Origin of the sequence: Brevibacillus sp. SIMBA_040 (genome assembly GCF_046535075.1) — a bacterium.
In the GTDB taxonomy this organism is placed as follows: domain Bacteria; phylum Bacillota; class Bacilli; order Brevibacillales; family Brevibacillaceae; genus Brevibacillus.
Window position 1 is genome coordinate 72,603 of record NZ_JAWRXI010000001.1, and the last position, 15,648, is coordinate 88,250.

Genomic DNA, 15,648 nt, shown 5'->3' on the forward strand with positions numbered 1-15,648 from the left:
TACTCTATTGTTCTTTGTACCCCCACTTGAAGTCGATATAGCCCAGAGGGTCCACAGTGATGCCCTTTACCTTGTCATTTTGTACCCATGAATTGACGCTGCTGTATACGCCTGTTACTGGCATTTCCTCCATCAGGATTTCTTCCGCGTCCATCAGATACTGATTGCGTTTTGCTTCATCTGGCTCGGCATACGCTTTTTTCACCAACTCTACATACTTCTCGTTGCCCCAGAAGGTCGAGTTTTTCGAGCTGTATTTCTCCATCATCAACTCCAGGAAATTGACGGAATCGTTGTAATCCCCTGTCCAGCCTGTCCGGGAAATCATGTACTTGCCGTGCTCCTGATCGTCAAACATGACCTTCAATTCTTTGTTCGTCAGCTTGACATCTACACCCAATGCCTGTTTCCATTGTGCTTGCAGAGCTTCGGCGATCTTTTTGTTGAGATCGGAGGTGTTGAACAGATACGTAATTTCCGGTAATTGGGTAATTCCCAATTCCTTCATGCCTTCTGCCAATAATTGTTTCGCCGTCTCGGTGTCATTATCCTTGAAGTATCCATCCGGTTTTAAGGAAGCGGAGAGCGGCACAAATCCCATCAGTGGTGTTTGCCCAGCCTGTCCGATATTATCAGCGATGTCCTTGCGGTTGATCGCGTACGCAAATGCTTTGCGAATCTTGGCATTCGTAAAGGGCGGTTTTTCTGTCTGGAACAGCAGGTAGTAGCTGGTTGCACGCTCCATCGTCTTCAGCTTGCCTTCATCCCGCAACGGTCCGATCGCATCTGCTGGCAAGCCGCTGATCGGTCCACCTGCCCAATCCAGCTCACCGCTGTTGAAGAGCTCAAGCTCCGTATTGGTATCCTCGATCATGGAAAACTCAATTTCACTCAGCTTGACCACTTCTTGATCCCAATAGTTCTCATTTTTCGCCAGCTCAATCTTGTTTTTATGCTCCCATTTTGCAAGCTTGAACGGTCCGTTTGTGACGATCGTCTCTGGCTTTTTCGCCCAATCGGGATTTGACTCTACCACTTTTTGATTAACCGGATAGTAGAAGGTTGCGAGCGTGAGGAAATACGGGGTCGGGTTTTCCAGTGTGACCTCCAGTGTTTTGTCATCCACTACCTTGATTCCGACGTCCTTTGCCTGTGCTTTTCCCTCGAAGTACGATCTCGCATTTTTAATCGCATAGTATTTGTATGCCGAGCTGCTCGCTGTTTTCGGATCGAGTGCGCGCATCCAGGCGAAGGCAAAGTCACCGGCTGTGACCGGATCACCGTTGCTCCATTTGCTATCTCGCAATTTGAATGTATACACGAGCTTGTCCTCTGAGATTTGAATATCGGATGCTACAGAGTTTACAGGCGTGCCGTCCTTATCCAGCCGGACGAGAGAATCGTAAAGCGAACGAATGAAAGCACCAGAAATAACGTCATTGGACAATCCCGAATCGAGCGTTTCCGGTTCAGCTGCATTCATACGCAAGACTTGATTTGTTGCAGGTTGTGCAGGTGCGGATTCCGTTGATGACTGCTCTGGCGTTTGTGTTGTTGCTGCCTGATTGCCGTTACTACAGCCGGCAAACAAGACCGTAAGCAGAACAAACGTACTCATAATGGCAATTCGTCGTTTCATGATGGACCCCCTACATCCACAATTTCTGATTCAGTAAAATATTCTGCAAATTTCGTGCCATCCATATTTATCAACACTTATCTCTCATCATCTATTCACCGATGAATAGTTTTCATCGAGCTTATCCGACATTTTTCTACTGATTGCTTTGGAAACAGCAAATAGAGGTATTCTCCATTGAATACCTCTATTCATTCACGAATATGCGGGGGAGCCTTTTGCAACAGCGAAAGCCCCTTTCTTTTAGCTAATGGCTGGTTCGGACATAGCGATAGCATCACAGGAACGTCTGCAAAAAACAATCGGGACATGCTGCTGTTTCGCCAGCTTCTTAATGTTTTTACTCAAACTATGGCTGACAAAGTTGATAAAGACGAGAACAAGCTCTGTGTCCGAAGGGATCGTCGCCTTTACATCGGATTTTTTCCGCCCGGATACGTGGTAGACATTGCGATATCCTTTATCCTGCAGCATGCTTTCAATATCCCCTAATCGATCTCCTCCAACTACTAAAACGCCTGCCATTTTTAAATCCTCCTCTCTTGTTATCCCATCGATTGTTTTTTGCTTGATCTTTTACTTTTGATTTCCATGTTTATTTGCTAGCGCGAAGCTGGTTGTACTTGGTCTCTACCTTTTCTGCAGGGAGTCTGTATTTTTCTGTCCGCTCAATCTGGACCACCTGTGAATCGTGCACCACGATATGTATGGAGCCATATTCCAGGGTCTCCAAAGCTCTTGCGATTCGTTCCAAAAGCAAATCATCTACTACCTCTGGTTTCTTTGGCATAAGGTCCAGCCTCCCTTTCACATAATAAACGCAATCTATATTATTCCTACCTACTTAGTATGTTTTATTTTTCTAATAATACCTCCTGAAATCCCAGTTTGTCAATGAAAACACTTGGGATGATTCAATCAAAAAGGCTCCCGCAGAAAAAAGACTTCGTCGTCTTTTTCACAGGAGCCTTCGGTGGTCCGATCAGCTTATTACCTAAAAACCGATTAATTTACTTTGATATATACAAATTACCATACTCTTCCATTCGTCGTCAATACCTGACGTGCAGTTTTTCACGTCCAATCGATCACGCGCCAATAGCCGTCTTTCTTCTGCTTTTCTTCAATCGAAGCAGCCGTCTCTGCCAATAGGCGGATGCCTTTTTCGATCTGTGCTTCATCGGTCTGTATAATGCTGACACGCACACCATTGTCCCGAGTAAACGTGCGCAGGTAGTTTTGATCAGTCGAGGTAATCCGCACATTCTGGTGGTGAAGCCCGGCTATCAGGTCATTCGGATTGATAGAGTCCGGGAGCAGGATTCTGGAGAAAATGCCCCCTTTGACGATTTCAGTTCGAAACGCCGGAGACAGGTGGCGCTTGCAGGCATCACCCAAGGCTTGCATCCGTGCCTGATAGTGTTCACGTATCATCGCAGAATGATGCTCATACATGCCGCACTTCAGGTATAGCTCAAGAGCCGCCTGTGATAAAACTGATGTACTGGAATCACAAGATGCTTTAAACATGCGAAAGGTCTCCATTAAAGAAGCCGGCAAAACAACTGTGGCCAGCCGAAGTCCTGGGAGCATGATTTTGGAAAAGCTTTTGACGTAAATCACATGTCCTGACTGATCGTAGCTGTAGATCGGATCAGCCTTTGCAGTGACCTCCATATCTGCCAGATAATCGTCCTCCAAAATATACACATCATAGCGCTCCGCAAGTCTCGCTACTTCCTTTTTTTGCGTCTCTGTAAAGGAAGCTCCGAGCGGATTATGAAAACGTGGGATCGTATAGAAGAATTTAATCTGATTGTTGCGAAAGTGCCGCTCCAATTCATCCAAGTCTATGCCGTCTGCCCCTCGCTCAATGCCGAGCGTCGTCACTCCGAACAGCTCCAGGCAGCGGAGCATGCCATGAAAGGTAGGCTGCTCTACCAAAACTGCATTTTTTCCATTCGGAAACGGCATTGCCGCAAGCAGATGGAGAGCTTGCTGCCCACCAGAAACAACGCTTATTTGTGACGGCGAGGCAAATACTTGAGAGCTTGCCAAGTGCTTTTCCAGTTCCCTGCGCAGCGAGAAAAAGCCTTGCGGATCGGAGTAGCTGAACAACTGGTCTTCGTACAGTTCAATCGCGCGGTTGAGACAATGCTGAAAATCTTTGTACGGCATGACCTGTGGATCTGGACTGGCAGCCGAAAAGTCAATCCGCTCCACCGTCGACTGCAAGCTGCTTGCCGAACGCAGCACGGCGTAGTACCCACTTTTGGGCACCGAGTATATCAAATGCTCTTTTTCCAGCTCCTGATAAGCGCGTATAGCCGTATTGACACTGCATGCCCATTGCTCGGAGGCTGCTCGTATCGACGGCAGCTTCTCGCCCGGCTTTATTTTGTTTGTAAGCAGCTGCTCTTTGATGCGGCTTTTCACGACTTCGTATTTGTTTTCCATCGCTCTCACCAGCCTTCCATCTGTGTGGGTACAGATGCTCTTTTTCTCCGTTTATCTCTGACTGTGCCTTCAGTATAGTGAATCATAAGCATAGGAGTAAAGAAAAAACGGAGGGATACAGATGGAATGGAAGCACGCTTCATTGCCTTATTTCATGAGTGATGACAAGCAGCTGCTCAACAAAGAACTGATTTGTAAATGGCTGCAAACGACGTACTGGGCAGCCGAACGCTCTAAAGAGATGATTGTTAAAGGAATCGACAACTCTTTATGCTTTGGACTTTATGCCGAAAGCGGACAAACGGGCTTTGTCCGCGTAGTGAGTGATTACGCTACCTTTTCCTGGGTCTGTGACGTGTACATCGATCCTGCCCATCGGGGGGGCGGACTTGGCAAGTGGATGATGGAGATTGTTGTGGATCATCCGTCGATACGCCATACCAACATGACGCTCGCAACACGGGATGCTCATGGTCTTTACGAGCAATATGGATTTATACGAAGAGAAATGATGCGCAGGATGGCTGGCAGCTAAACAGCCATCCTGACAAGAATTAAAAAACCTGACTTCGCCATGTTCTTTGGCGGAGCCAGGTTTGAACGCACAGTCAGCGCCATCAAACGCGAGCTTTTGTCCATGCACTTTGCCAAATCTGCTCCACCGTTTCTACTGGGGTGAAGTTGGTTGTATCGAGCCACATCCCCAGCTTTGGCGTTTCTTCTCGCAACTGACGGTCGAGCTCGGATATCGTCCACAATCCATAGCCCTTTTTGGGTCTGGCAGCTTCTCTTTTTGCTATAGCGTCTTGTGACGGCGTCAGCACAATCACATAAAGTGGGCGGTTGCGAATCGATTCCATCATTTCCTCAAGCATGGGACCGAGAATAACGTCCTGCAATACCACATTGAAATCTGCCTCGAAGTAAGTATCTGCTGCTTGTGCCGCTAATTGGTAGCGCAAGCGCAGTTGCCTCATTGCTTCTTCCCCAGCGTCCGGCAGCATCTCTTCTCTTCCGCTAACAATCATTCTCCTAAAAGTGTCTCCCCTGACATGTACGCCCTGATTAAATTTTTCGGCAAGAAGCTGCGCAACTGTCGACTTCCCGGAAGCCATGACTCCTGTAATCAAAAAAATTCCTCTTTTTTCGCGTGTGACCATGTTTTCTCACCTTTCATTCGATTATGCTATTCTTTTTTCTTTGCCGTGACCTGCCCTGTCTGATCTACGAATGCTTCATATGAAATTCGGTTCAGCTTGTCGATGATCCTCTGTTTATTGGTTGCATCCATCGGGGTCGGCTGACCATTGGCAATTTTGACTGGAATCACTCGGCTTTTGGTTCCATCCTTGGTAAATGTCAATCCTACCATTATTGCCTCTCTCCCCTTCTGATTGTAAGAGGTCGTGAAGACGAAATTGCCAACGCTATAGTAGATGGGGACATTCTTGTAAAATTCGACACCCATGATGGAGTGGCTGTGCGAGCCTATGATCGCGTCTACTCCATTGTCGATTAGCTTGCGTGCCATTTCGCGGGCATAGGCTTCTGGCATATCCTTGTATTCCAAATTCCAGTGCATGACCGCTATCGTAATGTCTGACTGCTCCACTGCTTTCTTTACATAGGTCAGCATCGGCTCGTATGAGTAGGCGTGTGCCAAGCCAGGCTTGTCTTTGCCCGCAAACCATTGGCGATTGGGCAGGACATGGCTGAGGCCAATGACGGAAACACGCTTGCCCTTGATCGTTTGCAGGTAAGGAGCGAATGCCTCTGCTTCGTTTTTTCCTGCCCCGACATAACCGATCTTCTCATTTCGCAAATGCTGCATCGTGTCAAACAAAGCGTCCATCCCGTAGTCGAGGGTATGGTTGTTTGCGAGATTGACGACATCGAAGCCTGCATTTACCAGCCCTTTTAACGTCTCGGGCCTAGCGCGGTACGTAAACTCTTTTTTCTCAGGCTTGCCTCTCGTGCTTACAGGCGTCTCCAGATTGCCGATAGTCAGGTCAGCCTGCTTGAGAAAGTCCTTGGTCTTTGCAAACGGATAATCCACTCCGTTTTTCGCTATTTGTACCCCTACGCTTTTATCCATGATGATATCGCCTACAAACGCTACCTCTATCGCCTCTTCTGCCTCTGCCTTTTCTCCTTGTGTACTGCTGGTCGCCCGAACTGAAATAGTGGCTGTGCTCATCGCAACCAAAAGCATGCTTACTGTCACATTGATTGCTATCCGGTGAAAGCGTCCGATTTTCCTGCACCTCTCTCGTTCCCTCTAGTTAGCCATCATTCTAGTGGGCAACGCGCGTAAAGCCTGTTGAAGTCTGTCTTTCAGTAAAGGAAATTTCTCGCGTAAAACCGACGGCTAAAAGAAAAATGGCGGAATTTGCGCAGGGATCGCCAACCATCAAGAATATAGTCTCAATTTTTTCTATTTCTGCCTTTCATATGTCGAACGTCGCAAGAAAACAAGTATAATGGGGTCATATGACTGAGTATGCATAAGCGAAAGGAGGAACCATGGATCGCTTTGAGCATTCCATTATGCTAAAGACAAAAACTGCCCTGCCGTCGTTCCAATCCCATCGAATTGCCAGAGAGAAGCTGCTTGAGCTCTTGGATCGTGGATTGGAAGGCAGACTGACCACTTTGCTTGCACCCGCCGGATACGGGAAAACAACCCTGCTCACTCAGTGGGCACATCGGCACAAATCCATTGCCTCATGGTTGTCACTCGATGAGATGGATAATGACTTAATCCGGTTTTGGCGATATATCGTCTTTTCATTATCAGGCTCCGTGCATCCCCAGCTTGCAGAACGGATGGAGCCTTCCTTAAAAGCTACCTCGCACACCTCTATCTACACATTCATTGACTCCCTCCTCAATGAGTTGTCTTCCATCGATCAGCATGTAGTCATCATTCTCGACGATTATCATACGCTGAACGAAGACACGGTTCATGCGAGTCTTAGCTATTTTATCGAATACGCGCCAAGCAACGTTCATCTCTATATCGCCAGTCGCAGCAAGCTCCCGTTTTCCACCTCAAAATGGAGCTTGCGCCACGAAGCATACCTGCTGGACGCCACGCAGCTCCTATTTACGCAGGAGGAAACAAATTGCTTTTATCGTGAGGTCCATAAGCTCCCCCTGTCCTCACAGCAAATGGACCAGCTGCAGACGCGTACAGAAGGATGGGTAGCAGGACTACAACTGGCTGCCATCTCGCTTGCCAATACAGCACAACCAGATCAGTTTTTCCAAAGCTTTACCGGTTCTCATCGCAACATTTCGGAGTATTTGCTGCATGAGGTATGGCTGAGACTCCCACTCGATACACAGCGCTTTTTACTGCAAACGTGCATTTTGTCGCGGATGGATGCACAAGTATGCGATGCACTCACCGAGCAATCGAATAGCCAGCAAATGCTGAACCAGCTGCACGCCCAAAATATTTTCCTGGTCCCACTGGATGATTATCAAAGCTGGTATCGGTATCATCATTTGTTTACAGACTTCCTGCGCAACCAGCTATACCAGCTTGATTCGAAAAAATCGCTGGAGCTTCACCGGGTCGCAAGCGAGTCCTTTGCTGGACGAGGCTTGTATGAAGAGGCGATTGATCATGCGCTTGCAGCAACGGATTACCAGCTTGCTGCACACTTCCTGGAGCAGCATATCTCTACACTGATCCAGCTCGGGGAGTTTGCCACGCTCTTGCGCTGGTTGGACAGCTTTCCCCAGCCGTCTGACATGCTGCCCCCGGTTCTATCATTGCTGCACGCTTTTATTTTAATTACGTGTGGAAAAACCAATCGGGCAAAAGAAGCGCTCATCCGTCTGGACAAGCAATGTGCAGCCATGGACGTTTCCGAAGAACAGCTCAAGTTTTTCAGCGGCCTGTTGTTCGTCAAAGCCAATCTCGCCTTTGCCACGGGCGACTTCGATAGCTGGGTGGCCAGCTCCTCTCAGCTGGATCAAACCTTGCCGGAGGACCCGCTATTTTATCACTTTAATTTCAATACGACGGAGCCATTTATCAGGCGCACCTCATTTGGTCTAAAAGGGATGATATCCGCTCAAACCGAGAGTGTCGGCAGGCGTTTCAGCGAAATAATTTCCGCTCAAGGCTGGCAGGAATCCTTGATCAATCTGTACGTCATCCAAGCGATGGCAGAAGGGTACTACGAGCGCAATCAACTAGAGGACAGCCTCAAGCTTTTAGGTCAGGTAGAGCCGGCCTCTCGCCGCGAGCGAATTGCTGGACTTTTCGTTCCGTATTCGTTGACACTTGCAAAAATCAAGCTCGTCCAGAGAAATACTCAAGCTGCGCGCGCCATCATCGAAGATGCTCTCGATACAATCCAGCACTGGTCTGCCTCCCACTGGCTTTCCTCATTGCGCGCCTTTCTTGTGCGGATTGCTTTGCAGGAAGGGGATATTTCACAGGCTGAGTCGGAGCTCGAAGCGCTGCCTCTTTCTTTTTTAGAACAGCCCACGATCCACAAAGAGCTGGAGCTGCTCACCTACGTTCATTTGCAGCTTCAAAAAAATCAGGAGCACGAAGCTCTACAAATTTTGAATAAGCTAAGACCTGCTGCAAAAAGAGAAGGACTGCTGACCAGCCAGGTGGACATTGCAGTCATGCAAGCACTGGCATTGCAGCAGCTTGGAAAAAAGCCAGAGGCACTGCTGTCTTTGCATGAGGCGCTCGTAATCGGGGAAGCGAACCAATATACGCGCAGCTTTATCGACCATGGAGTTGCCATGTCTCACTTGCTCACAGCCTACAAGGAACGCAGTAAGAGAAGGGTAAACAAGCTCACACCGATTGTTTCGCCAGCCTATGTGAAGAAATTGCTTTCCTTATGTCCCAAAAAAGAACAAAGCAAAGTGATCGAGATCCCTTCACCTTTAATCGAACCTTTGACAGGGAAGGAAATGCTCATTTTGTCTATGCTGGCCCAAGGTGCATCCAATAAGCAAATTGCTGAGGAGCTGCGAAATACAGTCGGGACAGTCAAGGTTTACCTGCATCGAATATACGGAAAGCTTGGGGTGACTAATCGTACACAGGCTGTGTTAAAGGCCCAGGATATCGCTTTGGTTGAAAAGGAAGTACTTCCTGATCACTAGAATCGCTATAGAAAAACCTCTATCGAGGACTTTTAAAAGATGAGCGACCCCCGCGTCGCGCTTATAAATTCTGGAAGGTTAGAAAAAAGAGTCCGCTCAAAAAGCAGCAGGACTCTTTTTTTCTATCACTCGTAAATATGATCTATCTATGATCTATGGTTATTTCGGCTGCATCCGAATCGCTCCGTCCAGCCGGATTGTTTCCCCATTCAGCATCGAATTTTGGATGATCGTAGTGACAAGCATCGCGAATTCTCGCGGATCACCAAGGCGTGGCGGAAAAGGAACCGTTGCTCCCAGTGACTCTTTTACCGAGCGAGGAAGCTTATCAAATAAAGGAGTATCAAACAATCCCGGCGCAATCGTCATAACCCTGATGCCATAAGGAGCCAAATCACGAGCCAAAGGAAGTGTCATACCGACAATCCCGCCCTTAGATGCACTATAAGCCGTCTGACCGACCTGACCGTCAAATGCAGCTACCGAAGCTGTGTTGATGACAACGCCTCGCTCCCCGTTTTTGGTAGGTTCATTCCCTGCCATCTGCTCCACTGCCAAACGAATCACGTTGAACGTACCGATCAGATTGACTGAAATCACTTTCGTGAAGGCATCCAAATGATGCGGACCGTTTCTGGAAAGTGTCTTTTGCGCAAGATCGACCCCTGCACAGTTGATCGCGGCATGAATTGTTCCGAATGCTCCGGTCGCTCGATCAATCGCTTCCCGGACGCTCGCTTCACTCGTTACATCCGTCTGGATAAACAGCGCATGATCACGTCCCAGCTCCTGCGCCAATCCCCTGCCAGCCTCCTCCGCCAGATCAAGAATGGCTACTCTTCCTCCATGCTCTACCACATTTCTCGCAGTGGCGGCTCCCAATCCGGAGGCTCCACCAGTCACAATGGCAACTACATCGCGAATTTCCACGCCATTCTCTCCTTTCGGTAAAATCCTCATCAACCAAACCCTTAGTGGTGCTTCTTGGATCGGCGACCACGATTTCATGATGCAATTCGGATACCAGCCAACAGACCCCTTGTTATCTATGGCTTTGGCAAGGAACGAGGTGTCTATTTTTTCTTGTACGAAGACAGTTCGCAAACATTTACTGTCCGGGACGTGAACACTTTTTCTCCTTTATGGTTTGCTCTGTATCCTTCAGCCTCGCTCTTTGTAGGCGTATTGGTAAGCGTACAAATGAGCCATTTCCTGCTCTACATGATAGATGAAATAGCTGCCAGGGTTATCGGTTTGCCCAACATGTTCTTTTTGAAAACGCTTGGCATCCAGGCCATCCATATTTTCCTCCAAATAACCTAGCGCGTAAGCTTTCGGATGAGGATCAGGATACATCTCTTTAATCTTTTTCAACGACTTGGAGGCGGGTGCAAAGAACATATACGTTCCCAAAATCTTGGAATCTTCATACAGGTATGGCGCGAGAATCTCGCACGGCAGTCTTTTGTTCAAGAGTGAAAATTGATTGAAGGAAAAGCTGTCTATGAAATAATCAATAGATTGCGGACGAAGCGGCAACTGCAGATCGCTGTTGACGATATACAGAACAGTCGCATTCGGACAGGAATACTCGACCCGTTTTTTCAGCCGTTTCATCATTTCTAATGAATGCCCGGAAAAAACATAGTTTATTTCCTCACCGAGCAGCGGCAAATACTTGGTCATGGAAACGAAAATATCCACATTCGTTTCCACAATCAGCTTGTGTTTCAAATCGTGCCTGGACAGTTCTTTGTACATAGCCAGACAGCTTTTTTCGGTCAAGCTGATAAAATTCGGACTCCATTCTTTGATGATCTCCTCATCATAAATGCAAGAGTGGTAAGGAGAGGTAGTGACGTTGTCCGTAATCAAAATGCCTTCGAATAGCTCTGCCTGATAGCCGCAAGAACATGCGAGCACTCCATCGTACACACTGGTCTGTTGAATGGAAGCATCCGTCATCTTGAGCGGCACACGGCAGCTCGGACAGTATAAATACGACACAAACGACAGCGGCATCCCTTTTACAGCTTCCTGCACCTGTGATTTCGAGGTTTCTTCGATGAGCTGGTCAATTTGCTGGATCGTTTGGGCGATCTGATTTAGCTCTTCCGCCAGCTTGGCTTTTTTCTCTGTCAGCAGGTTTACAAAATAATGAATGTCGTTTTCTTCGCGAAAATGAGTGATTCGCTTGTAGGACAGAATTTTGTGAATTTCTTGCAAGGAAAAATGCAGCTTCTTCAGCTCTGTAATGAAGGTCATATCCTCTATGCATGTCTGGTTCATTTCATATTGCGTCTTTTGTTTCACCGGCACGAGGAGCCCCAAATCAATATAGTAACGAACGGTATCAATCGAGACATCAAACTGCTTCGCAAACGCTCCTATTTTCATGCGGGTATCCTCCATCTGTCATCTCACTCAAAAAACTGGAGCTAACTCTATGTTTTTGAAAAAAAGCACGTGAATCGTCTATTGACCTCAAGTTACCTCTACTGTTTACACTAAAGCACATCAAGGACAGAAAAGTGAAAATAATATTACTTGTCAAAATATTCCATTTGGTTTTCTTCAGCACAGGAGGCTTAACTATGCAAACGATTGTATCACAGGATTTAACGAATTGGGCCATTGCCCACCGTCGTCATCTGCACCAATATCCGGAATTATCCGGTCAGGAATTCGAAACGTGCGCGTACATCAGACGCTGCCTCGAGGAACTCCACATCGACGTACTGGACTACCAGCCGCCAAACATTGTCGGTTATTTAAAAGGGACGAGTGGGGCTAAAACGATCGCGCTGCGTGCCGATATAGATGCCCTCCCCATCATGGAACAAGGAGAAAAAAGCTATCAGTCCAAGATCCCTGGCGTTGCCCATATGTGCGGCCATGATGGACATACTGCGGTTCTTCTCGCTGTTGCCAAATGGCTTTCCGAGCATCGCCACTTATGCAAGCATAACATCCTCTTTCTTTTTCAGTCATCAGAGGAAGCATTGCCGAGCGGCGCTCAAGCACTCGTCCAGCAAGGAGCTGTCGACAAAGCAGATGTCGTTTTCGGGTTACATCTTATGCAAACCCTTCCACTCGGAAAGATCGGCGTTTGTGAAGGCGCTACCATGTCCGCCGCTGATGATTTTACGATCCGGATTGAAGGGAAGGGCGGCCATGGCTCCATGCCACACGAAACGGTAGATCCCACCTATATTGCGAGCCATATCATTTTTGCCCTTCAATCGATCGTGAGCAGACGACTTGATCCTCTTGAGCCAGCTGTAATCTCTGTGGGCAAAATGGAGGCAGGCATAGCCTACAATGTCATCCCTCATGAAGCAACGATTGGCGGTACGATCCGGACTTTGTCCCATGAAACAAGAGCCATGATCGTCGCTGAGATGACCCGTATGGTAGAAGGAATCTGTGCCGGCTATTTGGCCAAGGGATCAGTAGAATTCGGCTGGGGTGCCCCGCCTGTCATCAACGACAAAAAGCTCGCCAGGTACGCAAGTCAGGTCATCACGGAGAGCTTTGGTCCAGATATGCTTTTACCGATCGGGCCGATGATGGGCTCCGAAGACTTCTCTTATTACTTGGAGAAAAAGCCTGGCGTCTATCTTTTCGTCGGCATGGGGGGAAAAAAAAGCATGTATCCACATCATCACCCCCAATTTGATATCGATGAAGAGGCAATCCCGACCGCCATCCGCTTATTTCTTGAATTGATACAGCAGTTTGAAACATAAGGAGGGCTTTTCATGAAAAAATGGCTGTATCTGCTCAGCATCATTCCCGTCTTCTTTTCCCTTCTCGTCATCAACAAGGTCGAGCCGTATGTTCTCGGTATGCCGTTCATCCTGTTCTGGATGGTGCTTTGGCTTGTTTTAACTTCGGTTTTCATGTGGATTGTTTACAAGCTCGACCCTGCCAACCAAGGAGGCGATGACGAATGAATTCTGCTCTGCTCATCATTACCGCATTTATGGCCCTATCGATTTATTTGGCTCTCCGCGCTCGAAAAGGAAAGGAAATGACACTGGAGCAATGGTCTGTAGGAAACCGTGGTCTAGGCTCCATGCTCGTCTTTCTCTTAATGGCTGGTGAGGCGTTTACTACTTTTACCTTTCTTGGTGCAAGCGGTTTCACGTATGCGGCCGGTGCGCCTGCCTTCTACATCTTCAATGCTGCGTACTTCGTCTTGTCCTATTGGCTGCTGCCTCCCATCTGGAAGTATGCCAAAGAGAAAAATCTGCTCTCTCAATCTGACTTTTTTGCAAGCAAATACAACAGTACCGCTTTAGGCGTTTTGGTAGCGATTGTCGGGGTCATCTCCATGATTCCTTATCTCGTCCTTCAGCTGAAAGGGCTGGGAATCATCGTATCTGAGGCTTCGTACGGGACAATCTCTCCCTCTGCTGCGATCTGGATCGGTGTGCTTACGGTCACCGTCTACGTCATGCTCTCCGGAATTCACGGCGCCGCCTGGACTGCTGTGCTCAAGGATTTTCTGATTCTCGGTGTCGTCATCTTCATGGGCTTTTATTTGCCGCTACACTATCACGGCGGTTTCGTGGAGATGTTCAAGTCTATTGATCAAGCGAATCCTGGTTTTCTGGTTCTTCCTGAAAGCGGTCTCTCGACGTACTGGTTTGTGTCTACCCTCATTTTGTGGTCGCTCGGGTCCTATATGTGGCCGCATACGTTTAGTGCCGCCTACGCTGCCAAAAGCGGCAAGGCGCTGCGCCGCAATGCGATTCTGATGCCTATGTATCAAATCGTGCTCGTCTTCGTTATCTTCATCGGCTTTGCCGCGATCTTCCAGGTGCCAGGCCTCAAAGGCTCTGATACTGATTTGGCCCTGTTCAAGCTCTCCAAGGCTACTTTTGATCCGTGGTTTGTCGGTGTGATCGGTGCTGCCGGTATCCTCGCCGCTCTCGTCCCTAGCTCGATGATGCTCAATGTAGCGGCAACGATCTTGTCCAAAAACGTCTATAAAATATGGAAGCCGGAAACGACAGATGTCAGTCTTGTCCGCTTGACCCGTTATCTGGTTCCGGTCGTCGCAATCGCTGCCCTCTACTTTACCTTTAATGGCGGAAATACGATCGTCACGCTGTTGATTATGGGCTACAGCCTGGTGACGCAGCTCTTCCCTGCTCTCTTTTTCAGCCTGTGGAAGAAAAATCCGGTCACGGTTCAAGGTGCATTCAGCGGAATTATCGCGGGTCTTGCTGCCGTCCTGTATACGACACTGAGCAATGCCTCTATGGCCAATCTTTTTCCAGCGATACCGCAAGCCTTCAAGGATTTTGATATCGGGATTATCGCTTTTACAATCAATGTGATTGTGACGCTAACGGTAAGTGCTTTTACAAGAAGGGCTGTAAAAAGCGATGCAGAGCCTACGCACTCGGTTGCTTAAGTCTTGATTTGTTAGAAACGTGGTTGCATAAGAAAAACGCGGGAGCCCGCGTTTTTTGTCGTCAGTTTCAGCTGTTTTTCCCGCATCCTTTTTGTGTTACCATCAGAGACAATGCTACAGAAAGGCTGGTAATAACATGAAATGGAAAGAAAAGATTCAAACGATTCTACTTGCTGGTATTCTTCTCTGTTTATTCTTTATTGCCAACAAACCAGCAGCAAGCCTCAATACTCCCTCGTTCAATATGCCATCGTTTCCTACGATTCCGGTACTCTCGAATTCTTCTGTGACACAGATAGATAAAAATCGCTTTGCTATCGTAGAGAAGCGAGATGACGCTGAAACAAGAGTCGTGATTATGGAGTATGATGAGAATACAAAGCAAGTCACACAAGTGAACAAGACTTCGTTTAACTTTGATTTGAATTTTATTACGAATTAGTAGATGAGGAGAAACGAAGAATGCTGAAAGGAAAACAACGATCAATTGGAGTAGTAACCCTTCTACTATTATCAGCTGTTTTACTAGTTGTCAGTGGATGCACGCAGCAAGGCCCGACGAATGACATCTATCTCATTCCGGAAGGCTACGAAGGGACTGTCTATGCCTACTACAATGTAAAAAACGCCCCGCCACTGACAAAGGAAGGCGATTTTGACCTGCATATCATCAATGACAAGGGCTACTTCGCTACTTCTACGCCCGACATGGATTACGGCTTGGTGACTGACAAGTATTACTACGTCGATAAAAACGGACAGCGCACGCAAATTCCAAGCGATTGTTTGCGGATCAATGGCACGGGAGGTTACTCCACAAACATAGGCATGCCTGATGAAATCAATATTAGCTACACCAGCCTGCAGGTCACCACTAGCAAATGCGGCCCAGATTTTCAGGAAACAGGAATTGCTGGAAGCAACGAGGTGCTCAAGCATCTATTAAACGAGTACTACAAATGAATCTTTTGCCAAAAAAAGGTAA

At 47.6% G+C, this 15,648-nt stretch carries 15 protein-coding genes; 7 read left to right on the forward strand and 8 right to left on the reverse strand.

Translation table 11 applies throughout. The features are described from left to right. Positions 1-4: 4 nt before the first annotated feature. The 4 genes from SB752_RS00395 to SB752_RS00410 form a co-directional block, all read right to left on the reverse strand. On the reverse strand, positions 5-1,639 hold the full coding sequence (locus tag SB752_RS00395) for a peptide ABC transporter substrate-binding protein (RefSeq protein WP_410713787.1): 1,635 nt from the start codon (positions 1,637-1,639) through the stop codon (positions 5-7). 243 nt (positions 1,640-1,882) lie between these two features. After that, positions 1,883-2,164 carry a DUF2325 domain-containing protein gene (locus tag SB752_RS00400; protein ID WP_103104555.1) on the reverse strand — a complete coding sequence of 94 codons (282 nt, stop codon included), beginning with the start codon at positions 2,162-2,164 and terminating at the stop codon, positions 1,883-1,885. Positions 2,165-2,234: 70 nt separating this feature from the next. Further along, entirely contained in the window at positions 2,235-2,429 is a 195-nt protein-coding gene (locus SB752_RS00405; RefSeq protein ID WP_103104554.1) for a YezD family protein, read from the reverse strand. A gap of 284 nt (positions 2,430-2,713) precedes the next feature. Next, on the reverse strand, positions 2,714-4,096 hold the full coding sequence (locus SB752_RS00410; protein ID WP_410714255.1) for an aminotransferase-like domain-containing protein: 1,383 nt from the start codon (positions 4,094-4,096) through the stop codon (positions 2,714-2,716). Between the two features lie 121 nt (positions 4,097-4,217). On the opposite strand from SB752_RS00410, the gene SB752_RS00415 reads away from it, so the two are divergent. Next, positions 4,218-4,631 (forward strand): GNAT family N-acetyltransferase, encoded by a 414-nt coding sequence (locus SB752_RS00415; protein ID WP_410713788.1) that lies wholly within the window; start codon positions 4,218-4,220, stop codon positions 4,629-4,631. Positions 4,632-4,713: 82 nt separating this feature from the next. On the opposite strand, the gene SB752_RS00420 is transcribed toward SB752_RS00415, so the two are convergent. Next, positions 4,714-5,256 (reverse strand): AAA family ATPase, encoded by a 543-nt coding sequence (locus tag SB752_RS00420; protein ID WP_410713789.1) that lies wholly within the window; start codon positions 5,254-5,256, stop codon positions 4,714-4,716. 26 nt (positions 5,257-5,282) lie between these two features. Then, entirely contained in the window at positions 5,283-6,308 is a 1,026-nt protein-coding gene (locus SB752_RS00425; RefSeq protein ID WP_410714256.1) for a CapA family protein, read from the reverse strand. Between the two features lie 311 nt (positions 6,309-6,619). Here SB752_RS00425 and SB752_RS00430 point away from each other — a divergent pair, with 311 nt between their 5' ends. Next, positions 6,620-9,238 carry a winged helix-turn-helix domain-containing protein gene (locus tag SB752_RS00430; RefSeq protein ID WP_410713790.1) on the forward strand — a complete coding sequence of 873 codons (2,619 nt, stop codon included), beginning with the start codon at positions 6,620-6,622 and terminating at the stop codon, positions 9,236-9,238. A 159-nt stretch (positions 9,239-9,397) separates the two neighbouring features. On the opposite strand, the gene SB752_RS00435 is transcribed toward SB752_RS00430, so the two are convergent. Next, positions 9,398-10,168 (reverse strand): 3-hydroxyacyl-CoA dehydrogenase, encoded by a 771-nt coding sequence (locus SB752_RS00435; RefSeq protein WP_410713791.1) that lies wholly within the window; start codon positions 10,166-10,168, stop codon positions 9,398-9,400. A gap of 231 nt (positions 10,169-10,399) precedes the next feature. Continuing rightward, complete coding sequence (locus SB752_RS00440) at positions 10,400-11,635, reverse strand: MerR family transcriptional regulator (protein WP_410713792.1); 1,236 nt, start codon at positions 11,633-11,635, stop codon at positions 10,400-10,402. A 197-nt stretch (positions 11,636-11,832) separates the two neighbouring features. Here SB752_RS00440 and SB752_RS00445 point away from each other — a divergent pair, with 197 nt between their 5' ends. From SB752_RS00445 to SB752_RS00465, 5 genes are all read left to right on the forward strand, one after another. Continuing rightward, on the forward strand, positions 11,833-12,987 hold the full coding sequence (locus SB752_RS00445) for a M20 metallopeptidase family protein (protein ID WP_410713793.1): 1,155 nt from the start codon (positions 11,833-11,835) through the stop codon (positions 12,985-12,987). A gap of 12 nt (positions 12,988-12,999) precedes the next feature. After that, a complete protein-coding gene (locus tag SB752_RS00450) occupies positions 13,000-13,194 on the forward strand; it encodes a DUF3311 domain-containing protein (protein ID WP_103104546.1) in 195 nt (64 codons plus the stop codon). Next, on the forward strand, positions 13,191-14,663 hold the full coding sequence (locus tag SB752_RS00455; protein ID WP_410713794.1) for a sodium:solute symporter family protein: 1,473 nt from the start codon (positions 13,191-13,193) through the stop codon (positions 14,661-14,663). The genes SB752_RS00450 and SB752_RS00455 overlap by 4 nt, the downstream gene beginning before the upstream one ends. Positions 14,664-14,799: 136 nt before the next feature. After that, on the forward strand, positions 14,800-15,105 hold the full coding sequence (locus tag SB752_RS00460; protein WP_410713795.1) for a hypothetical protein: 306 nt from the start codon (positions 14,800-14,802) through the stop codon (positions 15,103-15,105). A gap of 20 nt (positions 15,106-15,125) precedes the next feature. After that, complete coding sequence (locus SB752_RS00465) at positions 15,126-15,626, forward strand: DUF6843 domain-containing protein (protein ID WP_410713796.1); 501 nt, start codon at positions 15,126-15,128, stop codon at positions 15,624-15,626. Positions 15,627-15,648 lie beyond the last annotated feature (22 nt).

Coding starts and splice junctions, on each gene's coding strand:
- SB752_RS00395 (WP_410713787.1), bottom strand. CDS start 1,639: ATGAAACGACGAATTGCCATTATGAGTACGTTTGTTCTGCTTACGGTC.
- SB752_RS00400 (WP_103104555.1), bottom strand. CDS start 2,164: ATGGCAGGCGTTTTAGTAGTTGGAGGAGATCGATTAGGGGATATTGAA.
- SB752_RS00405 (WP_103104554.1), bottom strand. CDS start 2,429: ATGCCAAAGAAACCAGAGGTAGTAGATGATTTGCTTTTGGAACGAATC.
- SB752_RS00410 (WP_410714255.1), bottom strand. CDS start 4,096: ATGGAAAACAAATACGAAGTCGTGAAAAGCCGCATCAAAGAGCAGCTG.
- SB752_RS00415 (WP_410713788.1), top strand. CDS start 4,218: ATGGAATGGAAGCACGCTTCATTGCCTTATTTCATGAGTGATGACAAG.
- SB752_RS00420 (WP_410713789.1), bottom strand. CDS start 5,256: ATGGTCACACGCGAAAAAAGAGGAATTTTTTTGATTACAGGAGTCATG.
- SB752_RS00425 (WP_410714256.1), bottom strand. CDS start 6,308: ATGCTTTTGGTTGCGATGAGCACAGCCACTATTTCAGTTCGGGCGACC.
- SB752_RS00430 (WP_410713790.1), top strand. CDS start 6,620: ATGGATCGCTTTGAGCATTCCATTATGCTAAAGACAAAAACTGCCCTG.
- SB752_RS00440 (WP_410713792.1), bottom strand. CDS start 11,635: ATGAAAATAGGAGCGTTTGCGAAGCAGTTTGATGTCTCGATTGATACC.
- SB752_RS00445 (WP_410713793.1), top strand. CDS start 11,833: ATGCAAACGATTGTATCACAGGATTTAACGAATTGGGCCATTGCCCAC.
- SB752_RS00450 (WP_103104546.1), top strand. CDS start 13,000: ATGAAAAAATGGCTGTATCTGCTCAGCATCATTCCCGTCTTCTTTTCC.
- SB752_RS00455 (WP_410713794.1), top strand. CDS start 13,191: ATGAATTCTGCTCTGCTCATCATTACCGCATTTATGGCCCTATCGATT.
- SB752_RS00460 (WP_410713795.1), top strand. CDS start 14,800: ATGAAATGGAAAGAAAAGATTCAAACGATTCTACTTGCTGGTATTCTT.
- SB752_RS00465 (WP_410713796.1), top strand. CDS start 15,126: ATGCTGAAAGGAAAACAACGATCAATTGGAGTAGTAACCCTTCTACTA.